Annotated in this window: 15 protein-coding genes; 9 read left to right on the forward strand and 6 right to left on the reverse strand. The window is 68.6% G+C overall.

Annotated features, from left to right (window positions below):
* Positions 1 to 41: 41 nt before the first annotated feature.
* Entirely contained in the window at positions 42 to 665 is a 624-nt protein-coding gene (locus tag WS51_RS25125) for an RBBP9/YdeN family alpha/beta hydrolase (protein WP_059507861.1), read from the reverse strand.
* 258 nt (positions 666 to 923) lie between these two features.
* Between WS51_RS25125 and WS51_RS25130 the strand changes: the two genes are divergently transcribed.
* From WS51_RS25130 to WS51_RS25150, 5 genes are read left to right on the forward strand one after another with little or no spacing between them, the layout of a single operon-like run.
* A complete protein-coding gene (locus tag WS51_RS25130) occupies positions 924 to 1,361 on the forward strand; it encodes a VOC family protein (protein WP_060023199.1) in 438 nt (145 codons plus the stop codon).
* 4 nt (positions 1,362 to 1,365) lie between these two features.
* The gene (locus WS51_RS25135) at positions 1,366 to 2,307 is read left to right on the forward strand and encodes a 2-hydroxyacid dehydrogenase (RefSeq protein WP_059849172.1); all 942 of its coding nucleotides are present in this window, start codon (positions 1,366 to 1,368) and stop codon (positions 2,305 to 2,307) included.
* Positions 2,308 to 2,336: 29 nt separating this feature from the next.
* The gene (locus WS51_RS25140; protein ID WP_059451594.1) at positions 2,337 to 3,269 is read left to right on the forward strand and encodes a hydroxymethylglutaryl-CoA lyase; all 933 of its coding nucleotides are present in this window, start codon (positions 2,337 to 2,339) and stop codon (positions 3,267 to 3,269) included.
* Between the two features lie 22 nt (positions 3,270 to 3,291).
* Complete coding sequence (locus WS51_RS25145; RefSeq protein WP_059451595.1) at positions 3,292 to 3,798, forward strand: YbaK/EbsC family protein; 507 nt, start codon at positions 3,292 to 3,294, stop codon at positions 3,796 to 3,798.
* Entirely contained in the window at positions 3,795 to 4,001 is a 207-nt protein-coding gene (locus WS51_RS25150) for a DUF1289 domain-containing protein (RefSeq protein ID WP_059451596.1), read from the forward strand. The genes WS51_RS25145 and WS51_RS25150 overlap by 4 nt, the downstream gene beginning before the upstream one ends.
* 233 nt (positions 4,002 to 4,234) lie before the next feature.
* Here WS51_RS25150 and WS51_RS25155 read toward each other — a convergent pair whose 3' ends face one another.
* Entirely contained in the window at positions 4,235 to 5,137 is a 903-nt protein-coding gene (locus WS51_RS25155) for a DMT family transporter (RefSeq protein ID WP_059507864.1), read from the reverse strand.
* A 113-nt stretch (positions 5,138 to 5,250) separates the two neighbouring features.
* Here WS51_RS25155 and WS51_RS25160 point away from each other — a divergent pair, with 113 nt between their 5' ends.
* Positions 5,251 to 5,745: an Lrp/AsnC family transcriptional regulator gene (locus tag WS51_RS25160; protein WP_059768568.1), complete on the forward strand. Its 495-nt coding sequence runs from the start codon at positions 5,251 to 5,253 to the stop codon at positions 5,743 to 5,745.
* A gap of 49 nt (positions 5,746 to 5,794) precedes the next feature.
* Here the strand turns inward: WS51_RS25160 and WS51_RS25165 are convergent, their stop codons facing one another.
* Positions 5,795 to 6,691 (reverse strand): alpha/beta fold hydrolase, encoded by an 897-nt coding sequence (locus WS51_RS25165; protein ID WP_059507866.1) that lies wholly within the window; start codon positions 6,689 to 6,691, stop codon positions 5,795 to 5,797.
* Positions 6,692 to 6,970: 279 nt separating this feature from the next.
* On the opposite strand from WS51_RS25165, the gene WS51_RS25170 reads away from it, so the two are divergent.
* Positions 6,971 to 7,930 carry an NAD(P)H-dependent flavin oxidoreductase gene (locus WS51_RS25170; protein WP_059507867.1) on the forward strand — a complete coding sequence of 320 codons (960 nt, stop codon included), beginning with the start codon at positions 6,971 to 6,973 and terminating at the stop codon, positions 7,928 to 7,930.
* A 112-nt stretch (positions 7,931 to 8,042) separates the two neighbouring features.
* On the opposite strand, the gene WS51_RS25175 is transcribed toward WS51_RS25170, so the two are convergent.
* From WS51_RS25175 to WS51_RS25185, 3 genes are all read right to left on the reverse strand, one after another.
* On the reverse strand, positions 8,043 to 9,002 hold the full coding sequence (locus tag WS51_RS25175; RefSeq protein WP_059451601.1) for a LysR family transcriptional regulator: 960 nt from the start codon (positions 9,000 to 9,002) through the stop codon (positions 8,043 to 8,045).
* A gap of 170 nt (positions 9,003 to 9,172) precedes the next feature.
* Complete coding sequence (locus WS51_RS25180) at positions 9,173 to 10,249, reverse strand: porin (RefSeq protein WP_069229906.1); 1,077 nt, start codon at positions 10,247 to 10,249, stop codon at positions 9,173 to 9,175.
* A gap of 343 nt (positions 10,250 to 10,592) precedes the next feature.
* Positions 10,593 to 11,090 (reverse strand): hypothetical protein, encoded by a 498-nt coding sequence (locus WS51_RS25185; protein ID WP_059768676.1) that lies wholly within the window; start codon positions 11,088 to 11,090, stop codon positions 10,593 to 10,595.
* A 344-nt stretch (positions 11,091 to 11,434) separates the two neighbouring features.
* Here WS51_RS25185 and WS51_RS25190 point away from each other — a divergent pair, with 344 nt between their 5' ends.
* Together WS51_RS25190 and WS51_RS25195 are read left to right on the forward strand one after the other, a co-directional pair.
* Entirely contained in the window at positions 11,435 to 12,478 is a 1,044-nt protein-coding gene (locus tag WS51_RS25190; RefSeq protein WP_059807868.1) for a bile acid:sodium symporter family protein, read from the forward strand.
* Between the two features lie 376 nt (positions 12,479 to 12,854).
* Entirely contained in the window at positions 12,855 to 14,693 is a 1,839-nt protein-coding gene (locus tag WS51_RS25195) for an EAL domain-containing protein (protein WP_069229907.1), read from the forward strand.
* Positions 14,694 to 14,907 lie beyond the last annotated feature (214 nt).

Genomic DNA, 14,907 nt, shown 5'->3' on the forward strand with positions numbered 1-14,907 from the left:
CGGCACGCGCTGCGCGGCCGTTGCCGCGCGGTGCGTGAGCGTCAGATCGCGTGCGCGAGCGCGCGGTCGACGAGCGCGGCGTCGAAGCTGTCGTCCGCGTCGCGAAAGCGCAGCGGCGCCGCGCAGTGCACCAGCGTGTCGATGAAGTATTTCGCGCGCGGCCACGGGCCGAAGCCGGCCGCGGTGTTGATGTGTCCCGCGTCGCCAAGGTTGACGAATGCGCTGCCGAGCCGCTGCGCGAGCGTGCGCGCATCGGCGAGCGGCATCCACGGATCGGTCTCGCTGCCGATCACGATCGACGGCACCGCGAGCCGGCGCGCGTCGAACGGCCCCGCGAACGTGAATTTCTTCGGACTGGCCGGCGCGACGAGCAGCACGCCGGCGACCTCGGCCGCCTGCGGCCACTGCGCGAGCGCATGCGCGGCCGCGAGGCAGCCGAAGCTGTGCGCGGCCAGCACGAACGGGCCGCGCTCGCGCTCGAGCAGCGCGCGCACGGACTGCGCCCAGCGTGCGAGATCGGGCGCATCCCAGTCGGCCTGCTCGACCCGCAGCGAACGCGGGAACTGCCGCTCCAGCCAGGTCTGCCAGTGGGCGCCTTCGCTGCCGTGCAGGCCCGGAACGGTCACGAGCCGCGGCGGCCACGCCGATTTGCTGCATGCGCGCATGATTGCCCTCGCTTGCTTTGCTTGAAGACGAGATTCGATTGTGGCGCGGCGCGCGCGACGGCCGAACCAATATTTTGTGCTTTGCTTTTGCGTGGGAAGGCCGCCGGGACGCCCGCCGGCACGCGCCGCCCGGTGCGGGCCGGCCGCCTCGCAGCGGCGCAACGCGCCGCGAAACCGTAGAATGTGGGCTTCCCGCTTGCCTTGCATCGGATCGAACCAGGCGCCGCCGCGCCGGTTCCGATCGACAGGAGACGCCCGATGTCCGCTACGCCCGCCGGCGCGCTGCGCCCGTTCCATCTCGCCTTTCCCGTGTCGAGCCTCGCCGCCGCGCGCGCGTTCTACGGCGGCCTGCTCGGCTGCCCGGAGGGCCGCAGCTCGGAACAATGGGTCGACTTCGACTTCTTCGGGCACCAGCTCGTCGCGCATCTCGCGCCGGACGAAACCGGCAAGAGCGCGGTGAACCCGGTCGACGGCGACGACGTGCCCGTGCGCCATTTCGGCGTCGTGCTGTCGATGGACGAGTGGCACGCCCTCGCCGACAAGCTCAAGGCCGCGCACACGCGCTTCGTGATCGAGCCGCACATCCGCTTCAAGGGCGAGGTCGGCGAGCAGGCGACGATGTTCTTCCTCGATCCGTGCGGCAACGCGCTGGAGTTCAAGGCGTTCGCCGACATCGGCCAGCTGTTCGCGAAGTAGACGCATGAAGATCCTGTTCCATTCGCCGCATCAGGAAGCCGACGCATGGCGCGACGCGCTCGCGCAAGCGCTGCCCGAGGCCGAGCTGCGCGCATGGCAGCCGGGCGACACGGGCGCCGCCGACTACGCGCTCGTCTGGCGCGCGCCGCGCGAGCTGTTCGCGCCGCGCGACGGCCTGCGCGCGATCTTCAATCTCGGCGCGGGCGTCGACGCGCTGCTCGCGCTCGAGCGCGAGTATCCCGGCACGCTGCCGCGCGACGTGCCGCTCGTGCGGCTCGAGGATTCGGGCATGGCGCGGCAGATGATCGAATACGTGACGCATGCGGCGCTGCGCTATCTGCGCCGCTTCGACGAATACGACGCGCTGCAGCGCGAGCGCCGCTGGCAGGTGCTCGAGCCGCATGCGCGCGCGAGTTTCACCGTCGCGGTGCTCGGCCTCGGCGTGCTCGGCGCGCAGGTCGCGCAGGCGCTCGCGGCGCTCGGCCTGCCGGTGCGCGGCTACAGCCGCAGCCCGAAACGGCTCGACGGTGTCGAGACGTTCGCGGGCAACGACGCGTTCGACGCATGCATCGACGGCGCGAAGATGCTCGTGAACCTGCTGCCGAGCACGCGCGATACCGACGGGATCCTGTCGGCACGCACCTTCGCAAGGCTCGCGCCGGGCGCGTACCTGGTGAACGTCGCGCGCGGCGCGCATCTCGTCGAGGCCGACCTGCTCGACGCGCTCGCGAGCGGCCGGATCGCCGCCGCGACGCTCGACGTGTTCCAGCATGAGCCGTTGCCGGCCGATCATCCGTTCTGGCACACGCCGCGCATCACGATCACGCCGCACAGCTCGGCCGAGACGCTGCGCGACGAAGCCGTCGAACAGATCGCCGGCAAGATCCGCGCGCTCGAGCGCGGCGAGCGCGTCGGCGGCATCGTCGACTACGCGCGCGGCTACTGAATTCCGCCCATACCAAACTGGAGACAACCATGACGTTCCCTACCGCCGTCAAGATCGTCGAAGTCGGCCCGCGCGACGGGCTGCAGAACGAAAAGACCTTCGTGCCGACCGACGTGAAGATCGCGCTCGTCGATCGTCTGTCGCGCGCCGGCTTCCGCAATATCGAGGCCGCATCGTTCGTGTCGCCGAAATGGGTGCCGCAGATGGCCGACGGCGCCGACGTGATGGCCGGCATCGAGCGTCGCGCGGGCACCGTGTACTCGGTGCTCACGCCGAACCTGAAGGGCTTCGAGAATGCGCTCGCCGCACGCGCGGACGAAGTCGTGATCTTCGGTGCGGCGAGCGAGGCGTTCTCGCAGCGCAACATCAACTGCAGCATCGCCGAGAGCATCGCGCGCTTCGAGCCGGTCGCGAAGGCCGCGAAGGATGCCGGCCTGCGGCTGCGCGGCAGCGTGTCGTGCGCGCTCGGCTGCCCGTACCAGGGCGACGTGCCGGTCGCATCGGTGGTGGACGTCGTCGAACGCTTCGCCGCGCTCGGCTGCGACGAGATCGACATCGCCGACACGATCGGCGTCGGCACGCCGAAGCGCACGCGCGAAGTGCTGTCGGCCGTCACGCGCGTGTTTGCGCGCGAGCGGCTGTCGGGCCACTTCCACGACACCTACGGCCAGGCGCTCGCGAACATCTACGCGGCGCTGTTCGAAGGGATCGAGATCTTCCACGCATCGGTCGCCGGGCTCGGCGGCTGCCCGTACGCGAAGGGCGCGACCGGCAACGTCGCGACCGAGGACGTGCTTTACCTGATGCAGGGCCTCGGCATCGACACCGGCATCGACCTCGCGCAAGTGGTCGCCGCCGGCGACTTCATCTCGAACGCGATCGGCCGCGCGAACGTGTCGCGCGCCGGTCGCGCGCTGCTCGCCAAGGCGCAAAGCGCGGCCGACGCGCCGAGCTGCGCATGACCTCGACATTCACGGATACCCCATGACGACACCCGCTTCATTCGACTCTCTGCCCGATTCCGCGCGACGCGTCGCGCTGCTGCTGCGCGAACGCGGTCATTCAAAAGAAATCGTGATGCTCGCCGAAACCGGCAAGACGTCCGCCGAGGCCGCGGCCGGGCTCGGCTGCTCCGTCGCGCAGATCGCGAAGTCGATCCTGTTTCGCCGCGAATCGGACGGCCTGCCGGTGCTGGTCGTCGCGAGCGGCGTGAACCGCGTCGACGAGAAGAAAGTCGCCGCGCAAGTCGGCGCGGTCGGCCGCGCCGACGCGAAATTCGTGCGCGACAACACCGGCTATGCGATCGGCGGCGTCTGCCCGATCGGCCATCTCGTCGAACCGGTCACGCTGATCGACGCCGACCTGCTCGAACTCGACAGCCTGTGGGCGGCCGCCGGCCATCCGCACGCGGTGTTCAACCTGTCGCCGCAGGAACTCGTATCGCTCACGGGCGCGCCGGTCGCGGACGTCGCGCTGCGCAACGACGCATGAGCGACGTTCCGGTAACGGCCGGCACGGTCGCGTCGCCGTGCACCGACGTCTGCAGGATCGATCCGCGCACCGACTGGTGCGCGGGCTGCCTGCGCACGCGCGACGAGATCAAGGGATGGCGCGCGTCCGACGACGACGCGAGGCGCCTGTTGCTCGCGCGGCTCGACGCGCGGCGGCGGCTGCTCGCGCGCAGCGGCGCATAAAAAAATGCCGTTCGGCCTGCCTGGCGAACGGCATGAGATCGGAATCCTGTGAACGTGATCAACGTCACAGCCCGCATCATACGAGCGACGCCGCAGCGTCGCATCGGGTGTTTCCCTACAACTTCTTACAGCACTTCGCGCGCGCAATCTCCGGTTGCCGACACGCCGCCGGCGGGTGTCGGCAACGCGCCGTAGCGGCGAGCCGTAGCGGCAAGCCGAATCGCACGACCGTTTCAGTTGCCGACCGCCGCGCGACGCGCCGGCACGATGCGCCAGCCGAGATTCACGCCGGCCGCCGCGAGCAGGATCAGCAGCGCGCCGAGCACCTGCGTCCATGCGAGCGTCTGCCCGAACGCGACGCGATCGACGATGATCGCGACGACCGGATAGACGAACGACAGCGCGCCCGTCATCGCGACCGGCAGCTTCTGGATCGCACCGTACAGCAGCACATACATCAGGCCTGTGTTGACGACGCCGAGCACGACGAGGTCGAGCCACTGCGCGGCCGTCGCCGGCAAGCTGCCGAAATGCGCGAACGGCGCGAGCAGCACGATGCCGAGGCCGGCCTGCAGCAGCGCGAGCAGATGCGGCGGCGTGCCCTTCAGGTGCTTCGTGACGATCGACGACACCGCGTACAGGAACGCCGCGCCGAGCGACAGCGCGACGCCTTCGAGATATTCGCCGGGCACCGCGAGCACGGCCGGCTCGACGCGCACCACGCACACGAGCCCGATGAAGGCGAGCGCGAGCCACGCGATCGTCGACGCGCTGATCCGTTCGCGGAACACGATCGCGCCGAGCGCGACGAGCATGAACGGCTGCGTGTTGTAGACGGCGGTCGCCATCGAGATCGACGCGCGCGAATACGCGGCGAACAGCAGCAGCCAGTTCGCGACGATCGCGACGCTGCCGAGCGTCGCGAGCGCGAGCATGCGCGGCGAGAACAGCGCGCGACGCAGGAAGCCGAGCGCGGCGCAGACGATCGCGAGCGTCGCGGCGCCGAACAGGCAGCGGAAGAACACGACGTTGGTGAGCGGTTGCTGCGACGACATCACGAGCCAGCCGATCGTGCCGGACATCAGCATCGCGACGACCATCTCGGCGGCACCGCGGCGGATTTCGTTCGAGGCCATCATGGACTCCGTTTGACGAGAGAGGATGACTTCGATTCTAGGAACTTGCTTTCCTTGCATCCACGACTAAACTGAAGCGAAACCGCCGATTCACCTTCGAAAGCAAAGCGATCATGTCGAAACGCCTTTCCCCGCCCGCCGTCGCGTCGCTGGATGCGACCGACCGCGCGATTCTCGCGGCGCTCGCCGAGGATGCGCGCATCGCCACCAGCGAACTGGCGCGCCAGATCGGGCTGTCGGCGCCCGCGACCGCCGACCGCGTGCGACGGCTCGAAGCGCAGGGCGTGATCGCGGGTTTCACCGTCGAACTCGACCCGCGCGCGCTCGGCTACACGCTGCAGGCGATCGTTCGCGTGAAGCCGCTGCCGGGGCAGCTGCATCTGGTCGAGGAGGTGCTGCGGCGGATTCCGGAATTCGTCGAATGCGACAAGGTGACCGGCGAGGACTGCTTCATCTGCCGGCTCTACCTGCGCACGATCGAGCACCTCGACGACATCCTGGCGAAGGTCACCGAACGCGCGGAAACGAGCACGGCGATCGTGAAATCGACGCCGGTGCCGCGCCGCCTGCCGCCGCTGGTCGACGACGACGCCGCCGCGCGCCGCTGACCGCCGCCGCGCGGCAGGCTCACCCGCTAGAAGCGGCGGCAGGCACCGCTCACGCGGCCGCGTCGCGCGCCTCGAAGAACGCGAGCAGCTCGTCGATCAGCGCGACGGGCGCCTCCTCCGGAATGTAATGGCCGCAGTCGAGCGCGCGGCCGCTGACGTCGCGCGCGACGCGCCGCCATTCAGCGAGCGGATCGAAGCAGCGTCCGACGATCCCGTTTTCGCCCCACAGCACGCGCAGCGGGCACGCGACCTTGTTGCCGCGCTCGAGATCCGCGCGGTCGTGTTCGAGATCGATCGTCGCCGACGCGCGGTAATCCTCGCACATCGCATGCACCGCGCCCGGCTGCGCGAGCGCGTCGCGATACGCGTCGAGCGCCTGCGGCGCGAACGGCGCGAGCCCGGCGGACCGGTTGCCCATCACGCGCTCGATGTACGCGTCGGTGCGGCCTTCGATCAGCGTCTCGGGCAACGGTGCCGGCTGGATCAGGAAGAACCAGTGGAAATACGCGGTCGCGAACGCGCGATCGGTTTGCTCGTACATCGCGAGCGTCGGCGCGATATCGAGCAGCATCATCCGCTCGACGGCCGCCGGATGATCGAGCGCTAGCCGGTGCGCGACGCGCGCGCCGCGATCGTGCGCGCACACGTGGAATTGCTCGAAGCCGAAATGCCGCATCACGGCGACCTGGTCGGCCGCCATCGCGCGTTTCGAATACGGCGCATGCCGCGCATCGCTCGGCGGCTTGCCCGACGCCCCGTAGCCGCGCAGGTCGGTCGCGATCACCGTGAAATGATTCGCCAGCGTCGCGGCGACGCGATGCCAGATCATGTGGGTCTGCGGATGGCCGTGCAGCAGCAGAAGCGGCGGCCCCGCGCCTCCTTTGACACCGAAGATGTCGGTGTCCTGCACCATCACGCGAAACGGTGCAAACGCCTCAAACGACATGGTTTGTTTCTCGTTGGTTTGTTATGGCGGCTATTGTAGGAGCGCACGGCCGGGCGCTGCGCGCGCCAGATGCCCGAATGCGTAGAACGAGAGCACTCACTCGATTGTGGACATGCCGCGCCGTTTGCTAAGCTCGCGTAGAATCGCACGACCGTTCGTATTAATATGAGCGCATCGCTGCACGGCTACACTCGAAGCATCGTTCGACCGCCAAGCATTGATGCCGGCATCGGCGCGCCCGCGCCGCATCCGGCCGCCCCTCGAGACTGGAGACATCACATGGCATTGCCCGCCGTCCTGCAGAACCTGACGCTGCCCGTCATCGCGTCGCCGATGTTCATCGTCAGCTATCCCGAACTCGTGCTCGCGCAGTGCAAGGCGGGTATCGTCGGATCATTTCCCGCGCTCAACGCCCGTCCTGCCGAACTGCTCGACGAATGGCTCACGCAGATCCAGGCCGAGCTCGCCGATCACAAGGCGAAGCATCCGGATGCGGTGATCGGCCCGATCGCGGTCAACCAGATCGTCCATCAGTCGAACGTGCGGCTCGAACACGACGTGCGCGTGTGCGTCGAGCACAAGGTGCCGATCTTCATCACGAGCCTGCGCGCGCCGGCGCGCGAAATCGTTGACGCGGTGCACAGCTACGGCGGCATCGTGCTGCACGACGTGATCAACCTGCGCCACGCGCAGAAGGCGCTCGAGGCCGGCGTCGACGGGCTGATCCTCGTCGCGGCCGGCGCCGGCGGCCACGCGGGCACGACGTCGCCGTTCGCGCTCGTCGGCGAAGTGCGCAAGATGTTCGACGGTCCGATCGTGCTGTCCGGCTCGATCGCGAACGGCGGCTCGATCCTCGCCGCGCAGGCGATGGGCGCCGATCTCGCGTACATGGGCACGCGCTTCATCGCGACGCAGGAAGCGCACGCGGTCGAGGACTACAAGCATGCGATCCTCAACGCGAAATCGTCCGACATCATCTACACGAACCTCTTCACCGGCGTGCACGGCAACTACATCCGCGAGAGCATCGAGAAGGCCGGACTCGATCCGGACGCGCTGCCGGAATCGGACAAGTCGAAGATGAATTTCGGCGGCGACAAGGCGAAGGCGTGGAAGGACATCTGGGGTGCCGGCCAGGGCGTCGGCCTGATGGACGACCTGCCGAGCGTCGGTGCGCTCGTCGAGCGCCTCAAGCGCGAGTACGACGAAGCGAAGGCGCGCCTGGGCATCGCGCGCTGACGCGAGCGGCGGCGGGTTGCCCGGCCGCCGCGCAGGCCGCGCCCGAAAACGAAAAAGCGCGAACCGCAATGGTTCGCGCTTTTTTTCGTCCGATCGAGCCGTGTCGGCGGCCTCAGGCGCGCTTGATTCGCGCGATCGGCAACACGCGCAGGCGCGCTTCGATCGACGGGCACAGCGACTGCCCTTCGAAGCGTGCGGCGAGAAAGTCGACGAACGAGCGCACCTTCGCGGACACGTGGCGGCGGCTCGCATACACCGCATAGATCGGCGCCTCGTGCGGCGGCACCGAGTCGAGCAGCACCGGCACGAGCCGGCCGGATTCGATGTCGTCGCCGATCACCTCGGTGCCGAGCAGCGCGATGCCCGCGCCCGCGAGCACGGCCGCACGCAGCCCCTCGAGATGGTTCACGATCAGGTTGCCGTTCAGGTTCACCCGCGACGCGGCGGCCGCATCGATCACGAGCGAATCGAGCATCGTCGAATTCGAATCGCGGCGCAGGTAGTTGTGGTGCGCGAGATCGGCAATCGCCCGCGGCGTGCCGTGCTTCTCGAGATACTCGGGCGACGCGACCAGCAGGATGTGCGCGGTCGCGATCTGCCGCGCGACCAGCGACGACGATTTCAGTCCGTTCGGCGCCGCGCGCACCGCGACGTCGTAGCCTTCCTCGATCAGGTCGACCACGCGATCGGACAGCGTCATGTCGACGGTCACGTCCGGGAACCGACCCGCATAATCGGTGACCGCCTGCATTACGTGCCGCAAGCCGAACGCGGACAGCGACGTCACGCGCAGGCGGCCCTGCGGCACGACGCTGGCGGCGCCGACCGCCTGTCCGGCCTCGTCGAGTTCCGACAGCGCCTGCACGAGGCGCTCGTAGTATTCGCGTCCCGCCTCGGTCGGCGCGACGCGTCGGGTCGTGCGATGCAGCAGCCGCGCGCCGAGCTGCTGCTCGAGATGCATCACGTGCTTGCTCGCCATCGCGGCCGACATCTGCATGCGCTCCGCCGCGCCGACGAAGCTGCCCACTTCGACGACGTAGCGAAACACATTCATGCTGACGAGGGTATCCATCGAACTAGCTCGCAATTCCTGGGAATCATGCAATTACGAGATAGGGTAACAAAGGCGAGGAAACAAAAAGGTCAACAAAGGCAAAACGGCGCCGCGTGAAGCGGCGCCGTTTCGGGGCTGCAAGCCGGCAGGCCGGACACGCGATGCGCGCGTGTGCGGCACGCAGATCGTCAGAACTTCGCGCGGATGCCTGCGCCGAACGTGTTGCCGCTCGACAGGCCGCTGATGTGGTCGTTCATGTACGCAGCATAGACGTCGGTGCGCTTGGACAGCGGGTAGTCGTAGCCGACGGCCCAGGTCTGGCGCGTCTGGTCGAGGCCGCCGCCATCGCGCGAGTATGCATACGACGCCATCGCGTTGCCGACGCCGAGCGGCACCGACACGCCGCCCTGCGCGGTGTTCACGTGCCAGCTGCCGGCGACCTGGTCGTTCTTCGTATACATGTACTGGCCGAACAGCTTCACGTACTTCAGGTCGTAGGTCGCGCCGACCAGCCCGATGCCCTGGCTCTTCATGCCGGTCACGAGCGAGCTCAGGTCCTGCGGGCCGTTGTTGAAGTTCACGTACTGGTAGACGGCGGTCGCCGCGAACGGGCCGTTCGCGTAGTTGAACTGCGCGCTCCACTTCTTCGAGCGGTTGTCGCCGGCCGTGTTGCCGAGCGCGTACATCGCCCCGAAATTCAGGCCACCGAACGAAGGCGACGTGTACGACAGCGCGTTGTTCCAGCCCGAATCGCCGACCGCGCCCTGGTCGCTCGGATAGGTCGGGAACGTGCCGAGGCCGAGGAACACGTGGTACACCATCGGCGAGAACGTGTACGAGTCGTAGAACGGGTTGAACAGGATCGTCGACAGGAACAGGTGCGTCGTCAGGCGGCCTGCCGTCACCGTGCCGTACGGCGAGCTGACGCCGACGTACGCGTTGCGCGCGAAGAACGTGTCGCCCTGGAAGCGGCCGAACTGGCCGTTCTGCGCACGGAAGAAGCTCTCCAGCGTGAAGATCGCCTTGTAGCCGTCGCCGAGATCCTCCGCGCCGTGCAGGCCCCAGTAAGAGGTCGACATCCCGCCGCCCGACACGTTCCATGCGCGATCGCCGCCCGGGAACTTGGTGGCGCCGATCCATTCGTCGACCTGACCGTAGAGCGAGACGCTCGATTGCGCGTGGACGGGTGCCGTTGCCGCCACGCAGGCGGCCGCGGCGATTAGCTTGACGGACGTGCGCGACGCACGGCGAGCGAATGCTTTCATGGGATCTCCAGGATTTGTCGAAGTGTCGATAAGTGGCGCGAGCGTTGTTTTTTTGAGCCGATTGCTTGCGTCGTATGGGGCGCAGCCATCTTTACGGATCATTCGTCCGGTCAAAATTGCGCACACTTATTGCGGGTATAGCGGCGGCATTAACTTCGCTGAATCGGCCTGTGGCCAGGCGCGCCGCAGCGGCCCCGCGCGGAGCGCTCACGCGACGGGCAGGCCGCCGGCGCGCGCGTACCGGGCGCGAAAGATAGCGCAATGCGACGGGAAAATCAGCGGAAATCTGCGCGCGACTGTGGCGAATTCGCATCACAGCCGGCAGGGCGAACGCGCGAGGCGTTCAGTTTCGGTAGAACGGGGAGAAAAACGGCGAGCGGGAAGGTTCTTCCTGTGCGCGAGGGGGCGGCATCGGGCGGCCGCCGCGCTCCTCGTTGTAGCGCGCGACGTCGGCGCGGATCGAGCCGGCTCGCAGCGGCACGTTGCCGCCGCCCGGCGGACGCGGCATCTGGCGGGAGTCCGCGCTGATCGGGCGATACGGGCTTTGCGCGGCGTAATGGCCGTAGGACGGCGTCGGCCGCAGCCCCCAGCGGGAACCGTAGCCGCTCACGCCGCCGGTACGCGCACCGCCCGGCGGCAGCGCCCGGCGCCACACCGGCGCGTTGCCGGCCGGCTGGCCGAACGCGCGCATGTCGCCGCCACCGAAACCGTGACCGAAGCCCTGGCCGCCGCCGAACGCCTGGCCGCCGTGCGGCGGCTGCGCGAGCGCGAGCGGCATCAGCAGTGCGCCGAGCACGCCTGCCACCCATCGTCCGACCTTCAGTTTCACCCGTTCCGTCATCATTCAGTGCCTGTTGCCGCTCGCCGCCGGGTGTTGCCGGCCGACGCAAGCCTTTCAGCAGTAATTTATGAGCGCCCCGAAACGGTGTCGAGCCAAAAAGTGTTAGGTCGCGGGCATCGGTGTAACACCATGTTACTGCTAGGTTTTTTCACTTCAGGGCGCAATCGCGGCAGAACATTCTTCTGCCATTGTGCGCATCGGCTGCCCGTCGCCGGCACGGCCTTTGGATGCAGGTGATTCATCAATCGATTCGCACAATGAATTTGTGTATTGAATGGTCAACCGGGACAATATCGGCTTCGCGCGCGACGCGCGCGCCTGCCGTTTCCGAATCGAGTTTCCCGATGGCCCGTCCCCGTTTCCTTCCCGACAACTTCACGCTCGCGCTCGTCGGCACCGTCGTGCTCGCGAGCCTGCTGCCGTGCCGCGGCCCGGCCGCCCATGCATTCAATTGGGCGACCAACGTCGCGGTCGGCCTGCTGTTCTTCCTGCACGGCGCGAAGCTGTCGCGCGAAGCCGTCGTCGCGGGCGCGACCCACTGGCGGCTGCATGCGGTCGTGCTGCTCAGCACGTTCGCGCTGTTCCCGCTGCTCGGCCTCGCGCTGAAGCCCGTGCTGCAGCCGCTCGTCACGCCGGCGCTCTACGCCGGCGTGCTGTTTCTGTGCACGCTGCCGTCGACGGTCCAGTCGTCGATCGCGTTCACGTCGATCGCCAAGGGCAACGTGCCGGCCGCCGTGTGCGCGGCGTCCGCGTCGAGCCTGCTCGGGATCTTCGTGACGCCGGCACTCGTCGGGCTGATGATCACGTCGCAGTCGGCCGCGGCCGCGTCGCCGTGGAGCACGGTCGGCAGCATCGTGATGCAGCTGCTCGTGCCGTTCATCGCCGGCCAGCTGCTGCGGCCGGTGATCGGCCGCTGGATCGAACGCAATCGCGGCGTGCTGCGCTTCGTCGACCAGGGCTCGATCCTGCTCGTCGTCTACGTCGCGTTCAGCGAGGCCGTGAACCAGGGGCTGTGGCACCAGATTCCGGCGCGCGCGCTCGGCGGCCTGCTGGTCGTCAACGTCGTGCTGCTGGTGATCGCGCTGGTGCTGACCACGTTCGTCAGCAAGCGGCTCGGCTTCAACCGCGCCGACCAGATCACGATCATCTTCTGCGGCTCGAAGAAGAGCCTCGCGGCCGGCGTGCCGATGGCGAAGGTGATTTTCTCCGCGCAGGCGGTCGGCGCGATCGTGCTGCCGCTGATGCTGTTCCACCAGATCCAGCTGATGGCGTGCGCGGCGCTCGCGCAGCGCTGGGGCGCGCGCGACATGCGCGGCGAGCGTGACGGCGACGAGGGCGCGGCCGACACCGCACGCGCACGCGAGGCGCTGAGCGCGGGCAAGCGCTGAGCGCGGCTGCGCGGCCGGCGTGGCTGGCCGCGCGCGGGTATTGGCGTCGTTCTGGTTCCGCTTCCTGATTCCTTCTGGTTTGGTGCTTTCTGCGCTTTCTGCGCTTTCTGCGCCTTCTCCGTTCTCCGCCTTCTCCGTTCTCCGCCTTCTCCGTTCTCCGCCTTCTCCGCCTTCTCCGCCTTCTCCGCCTTCTCCGCCTTCTCCGTCTTCTCCGCCTTCTCCGCCTTCTCCGCCTTCTCCGCCTTCGGCGCCGCTCGCCGCTCGCCACCGGGCGACTCATGCACCATCGGCGTGCATCGTGTCACGAAATCTTCATTCAATTCTTCACGCGCGATGCCGTTAAATTCGGGCGTCCCGTCGCCTCGGCTCCCTCGCCATGCCCGCGCCCCATCCCGACTCGTCCGTCGCCCCCACCACGCGCCTGATCGCGGAGCGTGCGCTCGCGGCCGTGTTCCAGCCGATCGTCGACCTCGCCTCGGGCACGGTCGTCGGCTACGAAGGCCTGATCCGCGGCCCGCGCGGCACCGAGCTCGAGCCGCCGGCCGCGTTGTTCGCGCAGGCCGCCCGCGACGGCGCGACCATCGCGCTCGAACAGGCGGCCGCCCTCACCTGCCTCGACGCGTTCGCCGCCCTCGGTTGCGACGGCAAGCTGTTCCTCAACTTCAGCGCGGGCACGATCCTGCAACTCGCACGCGAACGCGAGCGTGCGCGGCAACTGCTCGGTCGCGCGCGGGTCGGCACGGAGCGCATCGTGATCGAGCTGACCGAGCAGACCGCGATGCCGGACGTCACGCGCATCGGGCCGGCAGTCGCGTCGCTGCGCGACGCCGGCATTCAGTTCGCGCTCGACGACTACGGCACCGCGAACGCGAGCATGAACCTGTGGCTGCGCCTGCACCCGGACGTCGTGAAGATCGACCGCTTCTTCATTCACGACATCGCGCGCGACCGGCTCAAGTTCGAGGCAGTCAGGGCGATGCAGCACTTCGCGCACGCGAGCGGCGCGAAGCTGATCGCGGAAGGCATCGAAAACGAGTGCGACCTGATCGTCGTGCGCGACATGGGCATCTGCTGCGTGCAGGGCTTCCTGCTCGGCCGGCCGGACGCGCATCCGTCGCCGGTCGTCGCGCAGGCCGCGCGCGACGCCATCCGCACGCCGCACATCGCGGTGTTCCCCGGCGCGACGCGCACCGCGCGGCCGAGCGGCACGATCGCCGCGAAGATGCTCGTCCCGGCGCCGGCGCTGCCGCTGGATGCCACCAACAACGACGTGCTCGACCTGTTCAACCGGATGCCGGCGCTGCATGCCGTCGCGCTCGTCGAGCGCGGGCGGCCGGTCGCGCTCGTGAACCGGCGCGGCTTCATCGACCGCTTCACGCTGCCGTACCACCGCGAGGTGTTCGGAAAGAAGCCGTGCCTGCAGTTCGCGAACGACGCGCCGCTGATGATCGACAACGCGACGACGGTCGAGCAGCTCGCGATGCTGCTCGCGAGCCACGACCAGCGCTACCTCGCGGACGGCTTCGTGATCACCGAGCACGGCCGCTACGTCGGGCTCGGCACCGGCGAGAGCCTCGTGCGCGCGGTGACCGAGATGCGCATCGAGGCCGCGCGCTATGCGAATCCGCTGACGTTCCTGCCCGGCAACATCCCGATCAGCGCGCACATCGAGCGCCTGCTGGCGCGCGACGCCGGCTTCCACGCATGCTACGTCGATCTGAACCAGTTCAAGCCGTTCAACGACCAGTACGGCTACTGGCAGGGCGACGAAGTGCTGAAGTTCGCGGCGACGGTGCTGGCCGGCGTGTGCGATCCGCAGCGCGACTTTCTCGGGCACGTCGGCGGCGACGATTTCCTCGTGCTGTTCCAGCGCGACGACTGGCACGCGCGCGCAGCCGACGCGATCGCGCGCTTCAACGAAGGCGCGCAGCGTTTCTACACGCAGGCCGACCGGCTCGTGGGCGGGCTGCGCGGCGAGGACCGGCACGGCAACCCCGCGTTCTTCGGCTTCGTGACGATGGCGATCGGCGTGGTGGGCGTGCCGGCGGGCGCGAACGGCGCGATGCGCTACGGCAGCGACGAGATCGCGTCGGTCGCGGCGCTCGCGAAGCGGCGCGCGAAACAGCAGCCGGGCGGGCTCGCGGTCGTCGATCTCGATGCGGGCCGCGCGGCGCTGCGCGATCGCGGCGGGCCGCCGCAGGCGGCGGCGGGCTGAATCGGCGGGAGTGGCCGGGGGCGCAAGCGCGCTGCCAGCCGGCGCGGATGGCGGCGACGAGGGTGTCGCGTGCTTGGGCGGTTCCAGGGCACCGACCGGCGTCGGCCGCTTCCGCCGCTCGTGCGTTCTCGGCTTCTCGGCTTCTCGGCTTCTCGGCTTCTCGGCTTCTCGGTTTCTCGCCTTCCCGCCTTCCCGCCTTCCCGCCTTCCCGCCT

The organism is Burkholderia territorii (assembly GCF_001718335.1).
Taxonomy (GTDB): Bacteria; Pseudomonadota; Gammaproteobacteria; order Burkholderiales; family Burkholderiaceae; genus Burkholderia; species Burkholderia territorii.